At 71.0% G+C, this 12,874-nt stretch carries 15 protein-coding genes and 1 riboswitch; of the genes, 10 read left to right on the top strand and 5 right to left on the bottom strand.

The features are described 5' to 3' along the window. Positions 1-25 precede the first annotated feature (25 nt). The gene (locus BLR04_RS05400; protein WP_090760197.1) at positions 26-424 is read left to right on the top strand and encodes a VOC family protein; all 399 of its coding nucleotides are present in this window, start codon (positions 26-28) and stop codon (positions 422-424) included. A gap of 53 nt (positions 425-477) precedes the next feature. On the opposite strand, the gene BLR04_RS41625 is transcribed toward BLR04_RS05400, so the two are convergent. Next, positions 478-2,616: a PfkB family carbohydrate kinase gene (locus BLR04_RS41625; RefSeq protein WP_245740037.1), complete on the bottom strand. Its 2,139-nt coding sequence runs from the start codon at positions 2,614-2,616 to the stop codon at positions 478-480. Positions 2,617-2,661: 45 nt separating this feature from the next. Between BLR04_RS41625 and BLR04_RS05415 the strand changes: the two genes are divergently transcribed. After that, positions 2,662-3,258, top strand: a complete 597-nt coding sequence (locus BLR04_RS05415; RefSeq protein WP_090760199.1) for a TetR/AcrR family transcriptional regulator — start codon at positions 2,662-2,664, stop codon at positions 3,256-3,258. A 41-nt stretch (positions 3,259-3,299) separates the two neighbouring features. Further along, positions 3,300-3,932, top strand: a complete 633-nt coding sequence (locus BLR04_RS05420) for a class II aldolase/adducin family protein (RefSeq protein WP_090760761.1) — start codon at positions 3,300-3,302, stop codon at positions 3,930-3,932. Positions 3,933-3,936: 4 nt separating this feature from the next. Here the strand turns inward: BLR04_RS05420 and BLR04_RS05425 are convergent, their stop codons facing one another. Next, complete coding sequence (locus BLR04_RS05425; protein ID WP_176902948.1) at positions 3,937-5,508, bottom strand: DUF885 domain-containing protein; 1,572 nt, start codon at positions 5,506-5,508, stop codon at positions 3,937-3,939. Positions 5,509-5,527: 19 nt separating this feature from the next. Here BLR04_RS05425 and BLR04_RS05430 point away from each other — a divergent pair, with 19 nt between their 5' ends. The 5 genes from BLR04_RS05430 to BLR04_RS05450 all read left to right on the top strand — a co-directional run bounded on the left by BLR04_RS05430 (position 5,528) and on the right by BLR04_RS05450 (position 8,966). Beyond that, positions 5,528-6,754, top strand: a complete 1,227-nt coding sequence (locus BLR04_RS05430; RefSeq protein ID WP_176902949.1) for a DUF4032 domain-containing protein — start codon at positions 5,528-5,530, stop codon at positions 6,752-6,754. A gap of 179 nt (positions 6,755-6,933) precedes the next feature. Beyond that, complete coding sequence (locus BLR04_RS05435; RefSeq protein ID WP_090760201.1) at positions 6,934-7,308, top strand: roadblock/LC7 domain-containing protein; 375 nt, start codon at positions 6,934-6,936, stop codon at positions 7,306-7,308. A 3-nt stretch (positions 7,309-7,311) separates the two neighbouring features. Next, positions 7,312-8,160, top strand: coding sequence for a DUF4388 domain-containing protein (locus BLR04_RS05440; protein WP_090760203.1), 849 nt, complete (start codon positions 7,312-7,314; stop codon positions 8,158-8,160). A gap of 29 nt (positions 8,161-8,189) precedes the next feature. Next, positions 8,190-8,564 (top strand): roadblock/LC7 domain-containing protein, encoded by a 375-nt coding sequence (locus BLR04_RS05445; protein WP_090760205.1) that lies wholly within the window; start codon positions 8,190-8,192, stop codon positions 8,562-8,564. Between the two features lie 30 nt (positions 8,565-8,594). After that, entirely contained in the window at positions 8,595-8,966 is a 372-nt protein-coding gene (locus tag BLR04_RS05450; RefSeq protein ID WP_090760207.1) for a hypothetical protein, read from the top strand. Between the two features lie 47 nt (positions 8,967-9,013). On the opposite strand, the gene BLR04_RS05455 is transcribed toward BLR04_RS05450, so the two are convergent. From BLR04_RS05455 to BLR04_RS05465, 3 genes are all read right to left on the bottom strand, one after another. Continuing rightward, complete coding sequence (locus tag BLR04_RS05455; protein ID WP_218128724.1) at positions 9,014-9,859, bottom strand: alpha/beta fold hydrolase; 846 nt, start codon at positions 9,857-9,859, stop codon at positions 9,014-9,016. Between the two features lie 41 nt (positions 9,860-9,900). Beyond that, on the bottom strand, positions 9,901-10,476 hold the full coding sequence (locus BLR04_RS05460) for a hypothetical protein (protein ID WP_090760209.1): 576 nt from the start codon (positions 10,474-10,476) through the stop codon (positions 9,901-9,903). A gap of 191 nt (positions 10,477-10,667) precedes the next feature. Beyond that, positions 10,668-10,802: riboswitch (cyclic di-AMP (ydaO/yuaA leader) on the bottom strand. A 162-nt stretch (positions 10,803-10,964) separates the two neighbouring features. Next, on the bottom strand, positions 10,965-11,165 hold the full coding sequence (locus BLR04_RS05465) for a DUF5302 domain-containing protein (protein WP_143021965.1): 201 nt from the start codon (positions 11,163-11,165) through the stop codon (positions 10,965-10,967). 174 nt (positions 11,166-11,339) lie between these two features. Here BLR04_RS05465 and BLR04_RS05470 point away from each other — a divergent pair, with 174 nt between their 5' ends. Both BLR04_RS05470 and BLR04_RS05475 read left to right on the top strand, forming a co-directional pair. Beyond that, entirely contained in the window at positions 11,340-12,335 is a 996-nt protein-coding gene (locus BLR04_RS05470; protein ID WP_090760214.1) for a rod shape-determining protein, read from the top strand. A gap of 15 nt (positions 12,336-12,350) precedes the next feature. Next, the gene (locus tag BLR04_RS05475) at positions 12,351-12,863 is read left to right on the top strand and encodes a VOC family protein (protein ID WP_090760216.1); all 513 of its coding nucleotides are present in this window, start codon (positions 12,351-12,353) and stop codon (positions 12,861-12,863) included. The last annotated feature ends 11 nt before the right edge of the window (positions 12,864-12,874 follow it).

Raw genomic sequence — 12,874 nt, forward strand, 5'->3', positions numbered from 1 at the left:
TTTTCAGCACGGCTGAGGAGATTTCATGGACTTCGTCTCGATCCGCATCATCACCGGCGACGTGGCGCGCCTCGTCGCGTTCTACGAGCGGGCCACAGGGATGCGGGCGGTGTGGGCGAACGAGGACTTCGCCGAACTCAGGACCGCGAGCGGGACCCTCGCCATCGCGAGCACCCGCACCGTCCCGCTGTTCGCCCCGGGCTCCGCCCGCCCGGGGGACAACCACAGCGTGATCACCGAGTTCCTCGTCGACGACGTGGACCTCGTGCACCGCAACCTGAAGGGCTTCGTCACCGACATCGTCACCGAGCCGACCACGATGCCCTGGGGCAACCGGGCCCTGCTGTTCCGCGACCCTGACGGCAATCTGGTCAACTTCTTCACCCCGGTGACCTCGGAAGCAAGAGCCAAGTTCGGACGCTGACCCGAGGATGCGGGTCATGACCGGGCGTCGGCGGGGGCGCGTGGTGGCGTTGCTCAGGCGAAGCGTGCCCGGGTCTCGGCGAAGGCCTGGTCGGTGCCTTCCAATGCCCTCGCCACGTCGGCTTCTGTGTGGGCGGCCGACATGAACCAGTTGTGCCAGGGGTGGACGTAGACACCGTGCCGCAGGCAGGCGTCGCTCCAGTACATCGCCACCGACAGGTCGGCGTCGCCCGCGAAGCTGAGCCACGGGATCGTCACCGGGCCCGTCTGGTTGACGGCGAACCCGTGCGCCTTGGCCTGCTCGTACAGCCCCTCGCGGAGCTGGGCGCCGGCGTTGTTCATGGCGGCGATGCCGTCGGTGTCGCGCAGCGTCTCGATGGTGGCCTTGGCCGCGGCCATCGCCACCGCCGAGAACCAGAACGAGCCGGTCGAGTACAGGGTCTGCGCGGCCCCGCGCAGCGCGTCGGTGCCCGTGACGGCGGCGATCGGGTAGCCGTTCGCCATGGCCTTCGACCAGGCCGTCAGGTCGGGCCGCACACCGTACGGCTCCCACGAGCCGCGCAGGTCGATGCGGAACCCGGCGCGCACGTCGTCGATCACGAGGGCGGCCCCGAGCCGGTCGGCGAGGGCCCGCGCGCCCCGCGCGAACGCGGGCTCCACGAGCTCCTGGTCCTCGAACGAGTCGTGCTTGAACGGCGTGACGATGATCGCCGCGACGTCGCCCTCCACGGTCGCCGCCGCGGCCTCCAGCGACTCCAGCGAGTTGTAGGTGAACTCCACGAGGTCGGCCCGCTCGTTCGGCGTCGTGCCCGACAGGGACGGCGTGCACCACGGGTCGGCCCCGTGGTAGGCGCCGTGCGCCATCAGCACCTTGGTACGGCCCGTCGCGGCCCGCGCGACCATGAGCGCCTGGGTGGTGGCATCGGTGCCGTTCTTGGAGAACATCGCCCAGTCGGCGCTCGGCACGGTGTCGACCAGCAGCTCGGCCAGCTCCACCATGATCGCTCCAGGGCCGTTGAGACAGTCGCCGAGCGCGGCCTGGCGGGCGGCGGCCTCCTCGACGCGCGGGTGCCGGTGCCCGAGCACGACCGGCCCCCAGCTGCACATGAAGTCGATGTACTCGCGGCCGTCGACGTCCCACTGCCGGCAGCCCTCGCCGCGGGCGAAGAACTGCGGGTAGCCGGGGGCGAACAGGGCGGCGTTGAGGTGGCCGTACATGCCGCCGGGGACGACCTTGGCGGCGCGGCTGCGGAGATCTGCGTCGATCATGGGGGGTCCTTGGAGCAGGGCGAGGGTCGAGTCGAGGTCGGTGAGCCCGACGTCGGAGCCGAGGCCGGTGGCGACGCGGGCGGCGGCGGCCGTGCCCCAGCGGGCGGCGGTCATGACGTCCTGCCCGTGCAGGAGCCCGGTGAGGAACCCGGCGCAGTACGCGTCGCCGCAGCCGGTCGTGTCGGCCACCTCGGTCTTGAGCGCGGGCACCTGCTCGGTCACGTCGGCGGTGACGACGAGGCTGCCGGATTCGCCGAGGGTGACGAGCACGCCGCGCGGCCCTTCGGCCAGCAGCGCGCGGGCAGCCTCCGCGGGGTCGGCGGCGCCCGTCATGAGGACGGCCTGGGTCTCGTTGGGCAGCACGTAGTCGACGTGCGGGAGGAACGCGCGGGCCATGCCCAGCAGGTCGGGCATTTCCGACAGCAGGTCCATCGTGACGATCGTGCCGGACGCCCGTAACGCGTCGAGCAGCTCGAAGAACGCGGGGTCGCCGAGGCCGAAGGTGACGTCCACGCCGCCGAGGTGCACCGCGCGGGCGGTGCGCAGCACGTCGGCGTCGAGGTCGGCGTACGTCACCCCGAGGTTCGCGCCGGGCACGTGGAAGCTGGGCCGCCCGCCGTCGGGACGGATGGGCAGGATCGAGGCGGCGGTGCGCTCCCCCGCCCTGCGGACCAGGCGCGAGGCGTCGACGCCGCGCCTGGCGAGGACGGCCAGCAGGAAGTCGCCGAGCTCGTCGTCGCCGACCGCCCCCATGGTGACCACGTCGTTGCCGAGCTTGACGAGATCGACGGCGGTGCCGGCGGCGGCGCCCGCGGCGGTGAGGCGGATCTCGTCCACCAGTACGGTGTCCTGGCCCTCGGGGATGTGGGAGACGGGCCTCGCGAGAATGTCGACGATGTGGACGCCGACTGTGACGACGGTCATAGTCTAAATAGACAGACGTCCGACTAAAAAGTCAACGGAGGCGGGATGCCGAAGATCGTCGACCATGACGAGCGCAGGCGCGAGGTCCTGTCGGCGGCCGGCCGGGTGATCGTCAGGGACGGCATCGACGCCGCCACCACCCGCGCCATCGCCAAGGAGGCGGGCTACTCCAACGGGGTGCTCTCCCACTACTTCGCCGACAAGGACGAGATCCTGCTGTCGGCGCTGCGGCAGTCGCACCAGCGCATCCGCGAACGGCTCGTCGGCAAGGCCGAGGGACTGACCGGGCTCGCGGCGCTGCGCGAGGTGCTGCTGGACAACCTGCCCCTGGACGCCGAGCGCGCCCAGGAGTCGCGGCTGGAGGTGAGCTTCTGGAGCCGGAGCCTCGCCTCGGAGCGGCTGGCCGAGGTGCAGCGCGCGGAGGCGGAGGAGCTGCGCGCCGCCGTACGGGAACTGCTCGGGCAGGCCCGTGCGGACGGCGAGCTGGGCGACAACCCACGCGCGGACGAAGAGCTCGACGACCTCGCCGAGCACCTGCTGGCCCTGGTCGACGGCCTCAGCCTGCACCTGCTCCTCTACCCCGACCGGCTGACCAGGGCAGACGCCGAGCGGATCATGCTGCGGGCCCTCGACCGCCTCTGATCCGTTGCCGCCCCTCCAACAGCCGCACTACTGTGCACCGCATGGACCTGCGTGATCAACTGTGCGCGTACGGGCGGCGGGCCGTCGAGCTCGGGCTGGTCATCGGCACCTCGGGCAACCTCAGCGTGCGGCAGGGAGACCGGGTCGCGGTGACGCCGTCGGGAGTCGCGCTCGACCGGCTGACCCCGGAGATGTGCCCGGTCGTGGACGTCTCCGGCCACCTCGTGGAGGGCGAGCTGCAGCCGTCCAGCGAGACCCCCATGCACCTGGCGATCTACGAGACGACCGACGCGCGCGCAGTCGTCCACACCCACTCGGTGTTCGGGACGGTCGTCGCCACGACCATGACCGAGCTGCCGCCGATCCACTACAACGCGCTGCTGCTGGGCGGGGCCGTCAGGGTCGCCGAGTACGCCACGTACGGCACGCCCGAGCTGGCCGCGAACGTCCGCGCCGCGCTGGCGGGCAGGCGGGCCGCGCTGATGGCCAACCACGGCGGGGTGACCGTCGGCGCGACCCTGGAAGAGGCGTTCGAGGCCACCCGCCTGCTGGAGTGGCTGTGCGAGGTGTACGTCAGGGCGCTCGGCGTCGGCAGGCCGGCCGTCCTGACGGACGACCAGCTCACCGCCGTGGTCGAGCGGGCGCTCAACCCGCCCGAGTTCCCCCGCCTGTGACAGGTCAGGACAGGACGGCCTTCTCGGCCAGCCCGAGCGGCAGCGCGCCCGACCCGGCGATCCGGTCGTGGAACTCCTTCAGCGGCCCCTGGTACGACTCCCTGATCCGCTCGATCTCGATGGCGCCCGTGAGGTACGACGGCGCCTGCGTGGGCCACGCGCAGTAGCGGTTGACCTCGCCCTGCGCCGTGCCGGGCGACAGCGACGCCTTGGTGGCCATGAACGTCTCGGCCTCCTCGATCGGCATGTCGTCGCAGTGCAGCGCGGTGTCGACGACGATCCGGGCGGCGCGGAAGATCCGGCAGTCGAGGTGGGCCAGCTCGGTGGCCGGGGTGTCGAAGTAGCCCTGCTCGTGCAGCATGCGCTCCACGTACAGCGCCCAGCCCTCGGAGAAGTACGGCGTCCTGAAGACCTTCCGCACGGTGCTGGGGTTGCCCGCCAGGTGCGACAGGTGCCAGTGGTGGCCCGGGTAGGCCTCGTGGACGCTGATCGACGGCATCTGCGCCCGCGAGTTGGTGCGCAGCCGCTGGCGCACCTGCTCGGGGGTGAAGTCGTCGGGCGTGAAGGGGACGAAGAAGATCCCCGTACGGGAGCTGGTCAGCGGCGGCGGTGACAGGTAGTGGGCGACCGAGAGCACCGGGCGGGTGTACTCGGCCGACGGGAGCACCAGGCACTCCTCCCCCTCGGGGAAGGTGACCAGGTCGCGGTCGCGGACGAACTCGCGGGCGCGCAGGGTCTCGGCCTCGTACTCGGCGCGCATGGCCTCCAGGGTGTCCGGGTGGTCGTCCATGAGGAACTCCATGGCGGCCCGCCAGTCCTGGCTGCCGTTGACCTTCCGCGCGACCTCGCGCATGCGCGCGTCCAGCTCGGCCCAGGCGGCCTTGCCCTTCTCGTGGAGCTCCGCGGCACCGTAGCCGAGCATCTCGCGCTCGCGCAGCAGCGTGGAGTACAGCTGCTCGCCCATCCGCCAGGTGCCGCCGCACTCGAAGCCCTCGAGGTACGTCACCAGCTCGTCGAAGGCCCGCGCGGCCGGTTCCGCCGCCTCGGCGAGCTTGGCGCGCAGCACCTCGTCCTCGACCATCGACGGGATCGTGCGCGTCAGGAAGTTGCGGCCGGTGCGCGCCTGCCCGAGGCCGCGCTTGACCAGCAGCGGCGCGGCGAGGTCGGGGTCGAGGTTCGCGCGGCACGCGGCGAGCACGGCGGGCACGTCGGCCAGCCGGAGCAGGGCCGAGGCGACCAGCTCGGGCTCGGGCTTGAGGCGGCGCTGGAAGGGCGCGTACATCGAGGCGAAGATGGGCGAGAGGTAGACGGCCGGCTCGCGCCGCCACTCCGGCCACGCGGCGAGCGCGACCGAGCCGCGCAGCTGCGACAGGACGAGGTCTCTGTCGATCTCGTCGTCGAGGGTCGGGGCGTCGAGGGCGGACAGCCGGTCCAGCCATTCGGCCTGCTCACGTTCACGGCCGGCCCACGCGGAGGCGGAGAAATCGCCGAGCGTGTGATCGTAGCCTTCGGCACCGAGAGAGCTGGCGGCAACAGGGTTACGTGAGAAGTACCACTTGAGAAACTCGTCCACCATCGCACCATATCCTGGGCAAATGCCCCTGCAGATTACCGGCGCGCTCGGCGATCCCGACCTGATCCGCCTCCCCTGGGACGTCCCTCTCGCGGAGTGGCCGGAACACCACCTCGTCGACCTCCCGCGCGGCATCTCCCGCCACGTCGTACGGTTCGCCCGCCTCTCCGGCAAGGTCTACGCGATCAAGGAGATCAGCGAGCGGTACGCCAAACGCGAGTACCAGCTCCTGTGGGACCTCGCCCGCCTGGACGCACCCGCCGTGGAGCCGGTCGCGTACGTCTCCGGCCGCGCGGGCGAGCTGGACGCCGCGCTCGTCACCCGGCACCTGCAGTTCTCGCTCCCCTACCGCGCGGTCATGTCGGGCACCCTGCGCCCCGACACCCTCAACCGCCTGCTCGACGCGCTCGCCGTGCTGCTGGTGCGGCTGCACCTGAACGGCTTCTTCTGGGGCGACTGCTCGCTGTCCAACACGCTCTTCCGCAGGGACGCCGGGGCGTTCGCGGCGTACCTGGTGGACGCCGAGACCGGCGAGATGCACCCGATGATCAGCGAGGGCCAGCGGCTGGCCGACATCGACGCCGCGCACACGAACATCTTCGGCGAGATGCTCGACCTGGAAGCCGGCGGCCTGCTGCACCCGTCCATCGACCCCATGGAGACCGCCGAGGACGCGGTCGCGCGCTACCACCGCCTGTGGAACGAGATCAACGAGAGCGAGATCATCGAGGACGTCGACTGGCACCGGGTCGAGCAGCGCATCAGGCGGCTCAACCTGCTCGGCTTCGACGTGGCCGAGATGATGGTGCGGCGCAAGGTCGGCACCGGGCGGCTCATCGTCCGGCCCAAGGTCGTGGACGCCGGGCACCATCAGCGGCGGCTGCTCCGGCTGACCGGCCTCGACGTGGAGGAGAACCAGGCGCGGCGGATGCTCAACGACCTCGACGGGTTCCGGGTGGCCAAGGGGCTGCGGCACGAGGACGAGGCCATCGTGGCGCACCGGTGGCTGGCGGAGGTGTTCCAGCCGACCGTCGAGGCCATCCCGGCCGAGCTGCGCGGGAAGCTGGACCCCGCCCAGCTGTTCCACGAGGTCCTCGACCACCGGTGGTACCTGTCGGAGCAGGCCGGCGCGGACGTCGGCCTGCCGACCGCGGTGACGTCGTACGTGGAGAACGTGCTGGTGCACAAGCCCGACGAGAGCGCGCTCCTCCCGGACGACCCCTCCCCCGTGCACGATACGGACGGTTAACTCCCGAATTTCACGATTCAATCGTGAAAAGAACTCATATAAAAGGAATTCTTAACCATAACGGGAGTACTTTTCTCCGCCTAAGCCGTATAAAAGCTTAACGGCCTGATTTTTCAGCCTCAGTTACCGGATTTCCTCCCTCTACGCTGTCTCAGACCGTGACAGGAGAGGGAGGAGAGGTGCTCGGAATCGACAGCTGCCTGGCGGAGGTCATGGCCATCCCGGGCGCGCTGGACGCCATGCTGGTGGACCACACCAGCGGCATGGCCGTGGCGTTCAGCAACGACTCGGGGGTCGACGCCGACCGGTCCGCCGCCGCCCTGACCGAGGCGTTGCGCGCCACGACCGACGGCCTGGCCCGCACCTGTCCCGGCGACGTCGTACGCGTGGACGACATGCTGGTCACCACGGACAAGGGCCACCATCTGCTGCGGCTGCTGGAGACCGTCTTCGAGGGACCGCTCGTCCTGTACGTACGTCTCGATCTCGAGCGGTCCAACATCGCGCTGGCCCGGCACCGGCTGCAGTCCATCTCGAGCCGGCTGACGACGTGACCCATGACCCAGCTCGACGCTCTTCTCTCGTCCCTCGCGCGCGAGCGCTCCACGGGTGCGCTGCGGATCGGCAGGAACGGCACGATCTTCCTGGCCGACGGGCGCGTGACGTACATGGAATGCTCCCAGACCCCCGGCGTCGAACGCCTGCTGTCGGCGCGCGGCGTGCTGAGCGAGACGAAGCTGCGCAGCCTCCAGGCGGAGGAGGGCGGATGCGATCGGCTGCTCGCGGAGGGCGCCGTCACGCCGGGCGAGCTGCAGTACGCCGTGCTGGGCGTGGTCCTCGACGCGGCCTTCTTCCTGCTGCCGGTCACCGGGTCGCGGCCGAAGTTCCGCCCCGGCGAGCGGCACTGGCTGGGCGGGCAGTGGTACTTCGACGTGGCGGGCCTCGTCCGCGAGTGCGCGCGGCGGCGGGCGCAGCTCGCCGAGGCCTGGCCGTCCGCCGACATGGACACCCTCCCGGTACGGCCGGTGACGCGGCTGCCCGGGCACGGCGTGACGCTGAACCGGATCCAGTGGGAGGTGCTCGTCCGGGCCGACGGCAAGGCCACGCCGGTGGAGCTGGCCAGGCAGATCGGCCGGCCGTGCTACCCGGTGCTGCTGGCCGTGCGGCGGCTCGCGGCCGCGGGGCTGCTCGAACTCCCGGAGCCGCCCCCCGAACGCCGTACAGGAAGAAGGGCCACCGCGCCCGAGGCCGAGCAGAAACTGCCCAAGCGGGCGGCGCGCCGGCCGGCTCCCGCGCCCCGCGCCGACACCGCGGGGGCCTCGTCCCTGGGACCGGCGACCACCGGCGATCCCACCGATCTGGCGCTGCTGATGCGACTGAAGAAGGCGCTCGAGGAGCTGTCGTGAGGTTCCGCTCACTCAGGAGGAGGCCACCTGTGGAGCTACGACAAGAGATCTTGGCGGAGATGACGCTCCTGCGCGAGCGCACCCCGGACGTGACCGGCAGCGTCGCCTGCACCGTGGACGGCATCCAGCTGGCCTGCGACCTCCCCGACGACACGGGCGACAAGGCGGCGGCGCTGTCGTCGGCGCTGCTCGCGATGAGCCGGCGCATGCTGGCCATGACCGGCCTCGGCACGTTCGAGGAGACCCTCGTCTCCGGCACGGCGGGCTTCGTGTCCTTCTACGCCGCCGGACCCACCATCGTCCTCACGGTCCTCGCGGCCCCCGGCGCGAACGTCGGGCTGCTGCGGCTGGAGGGCAGGAAGACGGCCGCCGCGCTGGCCGCCGTCGCCGCACACAAGGTCTAGCACCACCACCGCAACCATCGAGGAGGAAACATGGCAGGGATGGACATCTCCCTCAAGGAGATGATGCAGATCGACGGCACGATCGGGGCCGCGATCGTCGACTACGGCAGCGGCATGGCGCTCGGCACCCTCGGCGGGTCGAAGGACCTCGACCTGCAGGTCGCCGCCGCGGGCAACACGGAGGTGGTCAAGGCCAAGCTCCGCACGATGGACTCCCTCGGCCTCAAGGACGGCATCGAGGACATCCTCATCACGCTGGGCAGCCAGTACCACATCATCCGGCCCATCTCCGGACGCGGCGGCAAGGGCCTCTTCCTGTACCTGGCCCTCGACCGCGGCCGCTCCAACCTGGCGATGGCCCGCCACCAGCTGCGCGGCATCGAGGAGAAGCTGGAGGTCTGAGCACGGGCCGGTGGCCCGCCTGGGGGGACGGGCCACCGGCGCGGCGGTCAGCCCTTGGTGAGCTTGGTGATCTCGGCGACGAAGTCCGGCCACAGCGCCCGGGGCAGGTCGTGCCCCATCCCCGGGTACGTCACGAGCCGCGCGCCGGGGATGGCCTCGGCCGTGGCCTGCCCGCCGGCCGGCGGGACGAGCGGGTCGGCCTCGCCGTGCAGCACCAGTGCGGGAACGTGCAGGCCCGCGAGTTTCTCCCTGCGGTCCGGCGACCCGTTGATGGCGGCCAGCTGGCGGGCGGTGCCCGCCGGGTCGAAGCAGCGGTCGTACGCCCGGCCGGCCCGCTCCTTGATCAGTTCGGCGTCCAGCTCGTAGCCGGGCGACCCGATGACCGACCAGGTGCGTACCGACTGCTCCATCGCGGCGGCGCGGTCGGCGGGTGGCGGGGACATCAGCGCCGCCATCGCGGCCTGCGAGGGCGGGGCGACGGCCGGGCCGGGCGTGGACATGATCGAGGTGAGGCTCAGCACCCGGTCGGGGTGCCGGATGGCGAACGCCTGGGCGATCATGCCGCCCATGGACGCGCCCACCACGTGGGCGGCCGTCCAGCCGAGGGCGTCCATGAGCCCGGCGGCGTCGTCGGCCATGTCCTCCAGCAGGTACGGCGCGGGCCCGCCTCGGCCGGGGACGCCCGCGTCGTGGAAGTGCGTGGACAGTCCGGCGTCGCGGTTGTCGAACCGTACGACGTGGTGTCCCTGCTCCGCGAGGAGACCGCAGAACTCCTCGTCCCATTGGATCATCTGGGCGCCGAGCCCCATGATGAGGAGCAGGGGACGTCCTTCGGGAGAGCCGAAGCTCTCGTAGGTGATGTCGATGCCGTTCGCGGCTACGCTGGTGGTCACGAATACCAGAATGTCATTCTGGTACTCGTCGCGCAAAGCCCTCAGTTCTGGCCGGCCTCCGGCGGCTCGGCCGGGTTGTGGTCGCGCTTGCCGTAGGCGCCGGTGGAGAACGGCACCGGGTAGTTCTTCTTGCCGGGGCCGGGGCCCCACTTGGTGATGACGTAGTCGACGTCGATGTGGCCGAGACCGCCGTTGCCGCCGACGTACAGCGTGTTCGGGTTGAACGTGCCCCCGGTCAGGTCGGCGAAGGTCTTGGCGTCGAGGTCCAGCATGATGCCGCGGTTGGAGGGCTCGCCCGGGCCGCGGTCGCCGACGAAGAAGGGCATCTTCTTGCCCTTGTAGATGACGTAGCCCTCGGTCATGAGCGGCCAGCTCGGGCTGGCGGCCAGGCCCTTCTGCATGGGCTTGCCACTGGCGGGCAGACCCGTGTCACCGGCGCGGCCGGAGGCGTCGTCCCAGAAGTACGAGGCCGTTGTGGAGCCCTTGAGCAGGACCTTCTCGGGGATGTCGGTGCCGCTGTCGGCCCAGGCGGCGGTGCCGCCCGCGACGGTGAGTGCGGCGCAGAGGCTGGAAGCGGTGAACAGGGCGAACGAGCGCATGCCGGATCGAGCAGTCATGAAAAGGGGAAGCCCTTCACGAGGAGACGGGGGAGTAAGCGCTTGGCGAGGTAGCGCGCAGCACGGGCGGAACGCCTGATGTGGGGATGCTGCGCGAAGCGCTAGGTGTGAGCCTGGAGAAGGGGACCGCTCAGCGGTCTGCCGTCACTCCGCTGTCCGGGGGTACGACGCGGTGATGCATGGAAATTTCTGTGTCCTCTCCATCACGCCTACCGGGTTAGCTGACGGGTTCGGGCGTGGAGATGCCCTACCGGCACGCGGCCGGACTCACCCCAAGTGGTGGTTCCCCGGTTCCCGGAACGTCCGGGATTCGGCGCCAGCCGGTCGTCCTCCTGGGTAAGGATCCGACCCCCGGCTGGTGGTGCGGATTACTTTAACGAGGGATCTAGACACGGGCAAACGAATCGTCATGAAACGGAAGAAGATCTACCTAATGGGACAAAAGGAAAGGGGGTGCGGAACCTCCGCACCCCCTATGAAATAGGGCCTCAGCCGCCGCTCTTGCGCCTGAACGATCTTTTACCCGTGGCAGGACCATGCGCCCCGTGGATCTTCGACGAGTCGCCGCCCCTGCCACCCGCACCCGACCCGGCGTGCTGGCTGCGCTTGCGCTCCAGCGCTTCGCGGAACTTGCGCTTCATCTCGTCCTCGGAAGTCTCGCTGACTTCCGGCTCCGGTGTCTCGGCCATGAGGACCTCCAAGGTGTTGGGGACCCTCAAAGCTTCGCACGGCACCGCGTACGACGCGAAACCGGGCTCGCCCGCTCGGGCCACCGGTAAAGAGGTCGCGTTCTGCTCCTGGTGTTGCTTTTGGACATATCAGGAAACAGAGTGTCGTATGACGCACAAGCCCCATTTCGGACAATGAGCATCCTCGGCCGCGACCTGGCAGTGGACCTGGGGGCGGCGCGCACAAGGATCTACATCAAACGCAAGGGCATCGTGCTCGACGAGCCCTCCGCCGTCCTGCTCGACCGCCGTACGGGCAAGGTCATCGCCTTCGGCGCGGAGGCGGTCGGCGACGGCCGCGGCGAGACGCACTGGCCGGTCAACGGCGGCCTGCCCGCCGACGCCGAACTCGCCCAGCGCCTGGTGCGGCACTTCACGCGCAAGGTGCACTGGCGTCCGTACGCCCGGCCGCGGCTGGTCATGGCGCTGCCCGGCGACTCCACGCCCATGGCGCGGGCCGCGCTGCACGACATGGCGTACGAGGCGCAGGCCAGGGACATCGTCCTCGTGCCGCAGGCGCTCGCGGCGGCGCTCGGCGCGGGCCTGCCCTCCGGCGACCGCTCCGGGCAAATGATCATCGACATCGGACGGCACGCCACGCGCGTCGCCGTGCTCTCCGGCGACATGGTGGTGGCGCACGGCTCCGTCCCTTACGGAGGGCGGGCCATGGACCGGGCCATCGCCCGCCTCGTCGAACGCGAGCACGGGCTCGCGCTCGACGAGTTCGAGGCCGAGGCCGCCAAGATGCGGGCCGGCGCCGCGCCGCGGCCGGCGGACGGCGAGATCGTCCCCGTGCACGCCCGCGACCCGGACACCGGCCGCGAGCGCGTGCTGGCCCTGCCCGTACGCCTGCTCTGCGAGGTCGCCGCGCAACCCGCCGGTCCCATCGCCAGGATCGCGGAGGAGACCGTCGCGAGGTGCCCCGCCGAACTGGCCGCCGACCTCGGCGAACGCGGAGCCGTCCTGGTCGGCGGCGGGGCGCTGCTGCCCGGACTCGGGCGGCGGCTGCGCGAGCACCTGCGCATGCCGGTGCGCCCGGCAGAACGCCCGCTGGAGTCCGTGGCGCTGGGCCTCGGACGCTGCCTCGACCACCTCGGCCTGACCGGCAGGCTCCGCAGCAGGCTCACCTGAGCGACAGGAGGCGGCATGACCGTACGCGGCATCGACCACATCGGGGTGACCGTGCCCGACCTGGACGCGGCGACCGCGTTCTTCGCCCGCGCGTTCGGGGCCGAGGTGCTCCACGACACCCTCCCCCGGGAGCAGGGCCCCAAGGGAGGGTGGGCGACCGAGCGTCGGCTCGGCGTCCCCCAGGGGACGGAGGAGCTCGCCGTGCGCATGCTCCGCCTGCCGAACGGGCCCGGGATCGAGCTGTTCGAGTTCGCGGGGCCGCGCCGGCTCGACCCCGTCCTGCCCTGCGACCTGGGCTGGCAACACCTCGCCCTGTACGTGGACGATCTCGACGAGGCGCTGCGGCGGGTCATCTCGGCGGGCGGGACCGCGCTGTCGGAGCCCGTCCCGTTGCCGGGCCCCGAGGCCGGCCCCCACAACCGCTACGTCTACTGCCGCACCCCATGGGGCTCGACGCTCGAACTCCTGACCTACCCGGACCCACAGCCGTACGAGAAGGAGACCGACCTGCGACGCTGGCGACCTTGACGCGCTCCCCG

It is taken from the genome of Nonomuraea maritima, from assembly GCF_900100395.1.
In the GTDB taxonomy this organism is placed as follows: domain Bacteria; phylum Actinomycetota; class Actinomycetes; order Streptosporangiales; family Streptosporangiaceae; genus Nonomuraea; species Nonomuraea maritima.

Bases quoted from the DNA above. Each gene is read 5' to 3' on its own strand.
- BLR04_RS05400 (WP_090760197.1), top strand. From the start codon at position 26: ATGGACTTCGTCTCGATCCGCATCATCACCGGCGACGTGGCGCGCCTC.
- BLR04_RS41625 (WP_245740037.1), bottom strand. From the start codon at position 2,616: ATGACCGTCGTCACAGTCGGCGTCCACATCGTCGACATTCTCGCGAGG.
- BLR04_RS05415 (WP_090760199.1), top strand. From the start codon at position 2,662: ATGCCGAAGATCGTCGACCATGACGAGCGCAGGCGCGAGGTCCTGTCG.
- BLR04_RS05420 (WP_090760761.1), top strand. From the start codon at position 3,300: ATGGACCTGCGTGATCAACTGTGCGCGTACGGGCGGCGGGCCGTCGAG.
- BLR04_RS05425 (WP_176902948.1), bottom strand. From the start codon at position 5,508: ATGGTGGACGAGTTTCTCAAGTGGTACTTCTCACGTAACCCTGTTGCC.
- BLR04_RS05430 (WP_176902949.1), top strand. From the start codon at position 5,528: ATGCCCCTGCAGATTACCGGCGCGCTCGGCGATCCCGACCTGATCCGC.
- BLR04_RS05440 (WP_090760203.1), top strand. From the start codon at position 7,312: ATGACCCAGCTCGACGCTCTTCTCTCGTCCCTCGCGCGCGAGCGCTCC.
- BLR04_RS05450 (WP_090760207.1), top strand. From the start codon at position 8,595: ATGGCAGGGATGGACATCTCCCTCAAGGAGATGATGCAGATCGACGGC.
- BLR04_RS05460 (WP_090760209.1), bottom strand. From the start codon at position 10,476: ATGACTGCTCGATCCGGCATGCGCTCGTTCGCCCTGTTCACCGCTTCC.
- BLR04_RS05465 (WP_143021965.1), bottom strand. From the start codon at position 11,165: ATGGCCGAGACACCGGAGCCGGAAGTCAGCGAGACTTCCGAGGACGAG.
- BLR04_RS05470 (WP_090760214.1), top strand. From the start codon at position 11,340: ATGAGCATCCTCGGCCGCGACCTGGCAGTGGACCTGGGGGCGGCGCGC.
- BLR04_RS05475 (WP_090760216.1), top strand. From the start codon at position 12,351: ATGACCGTACGCGGCATCGACCACATCGGGGTGACCGTGCCCGACCTG.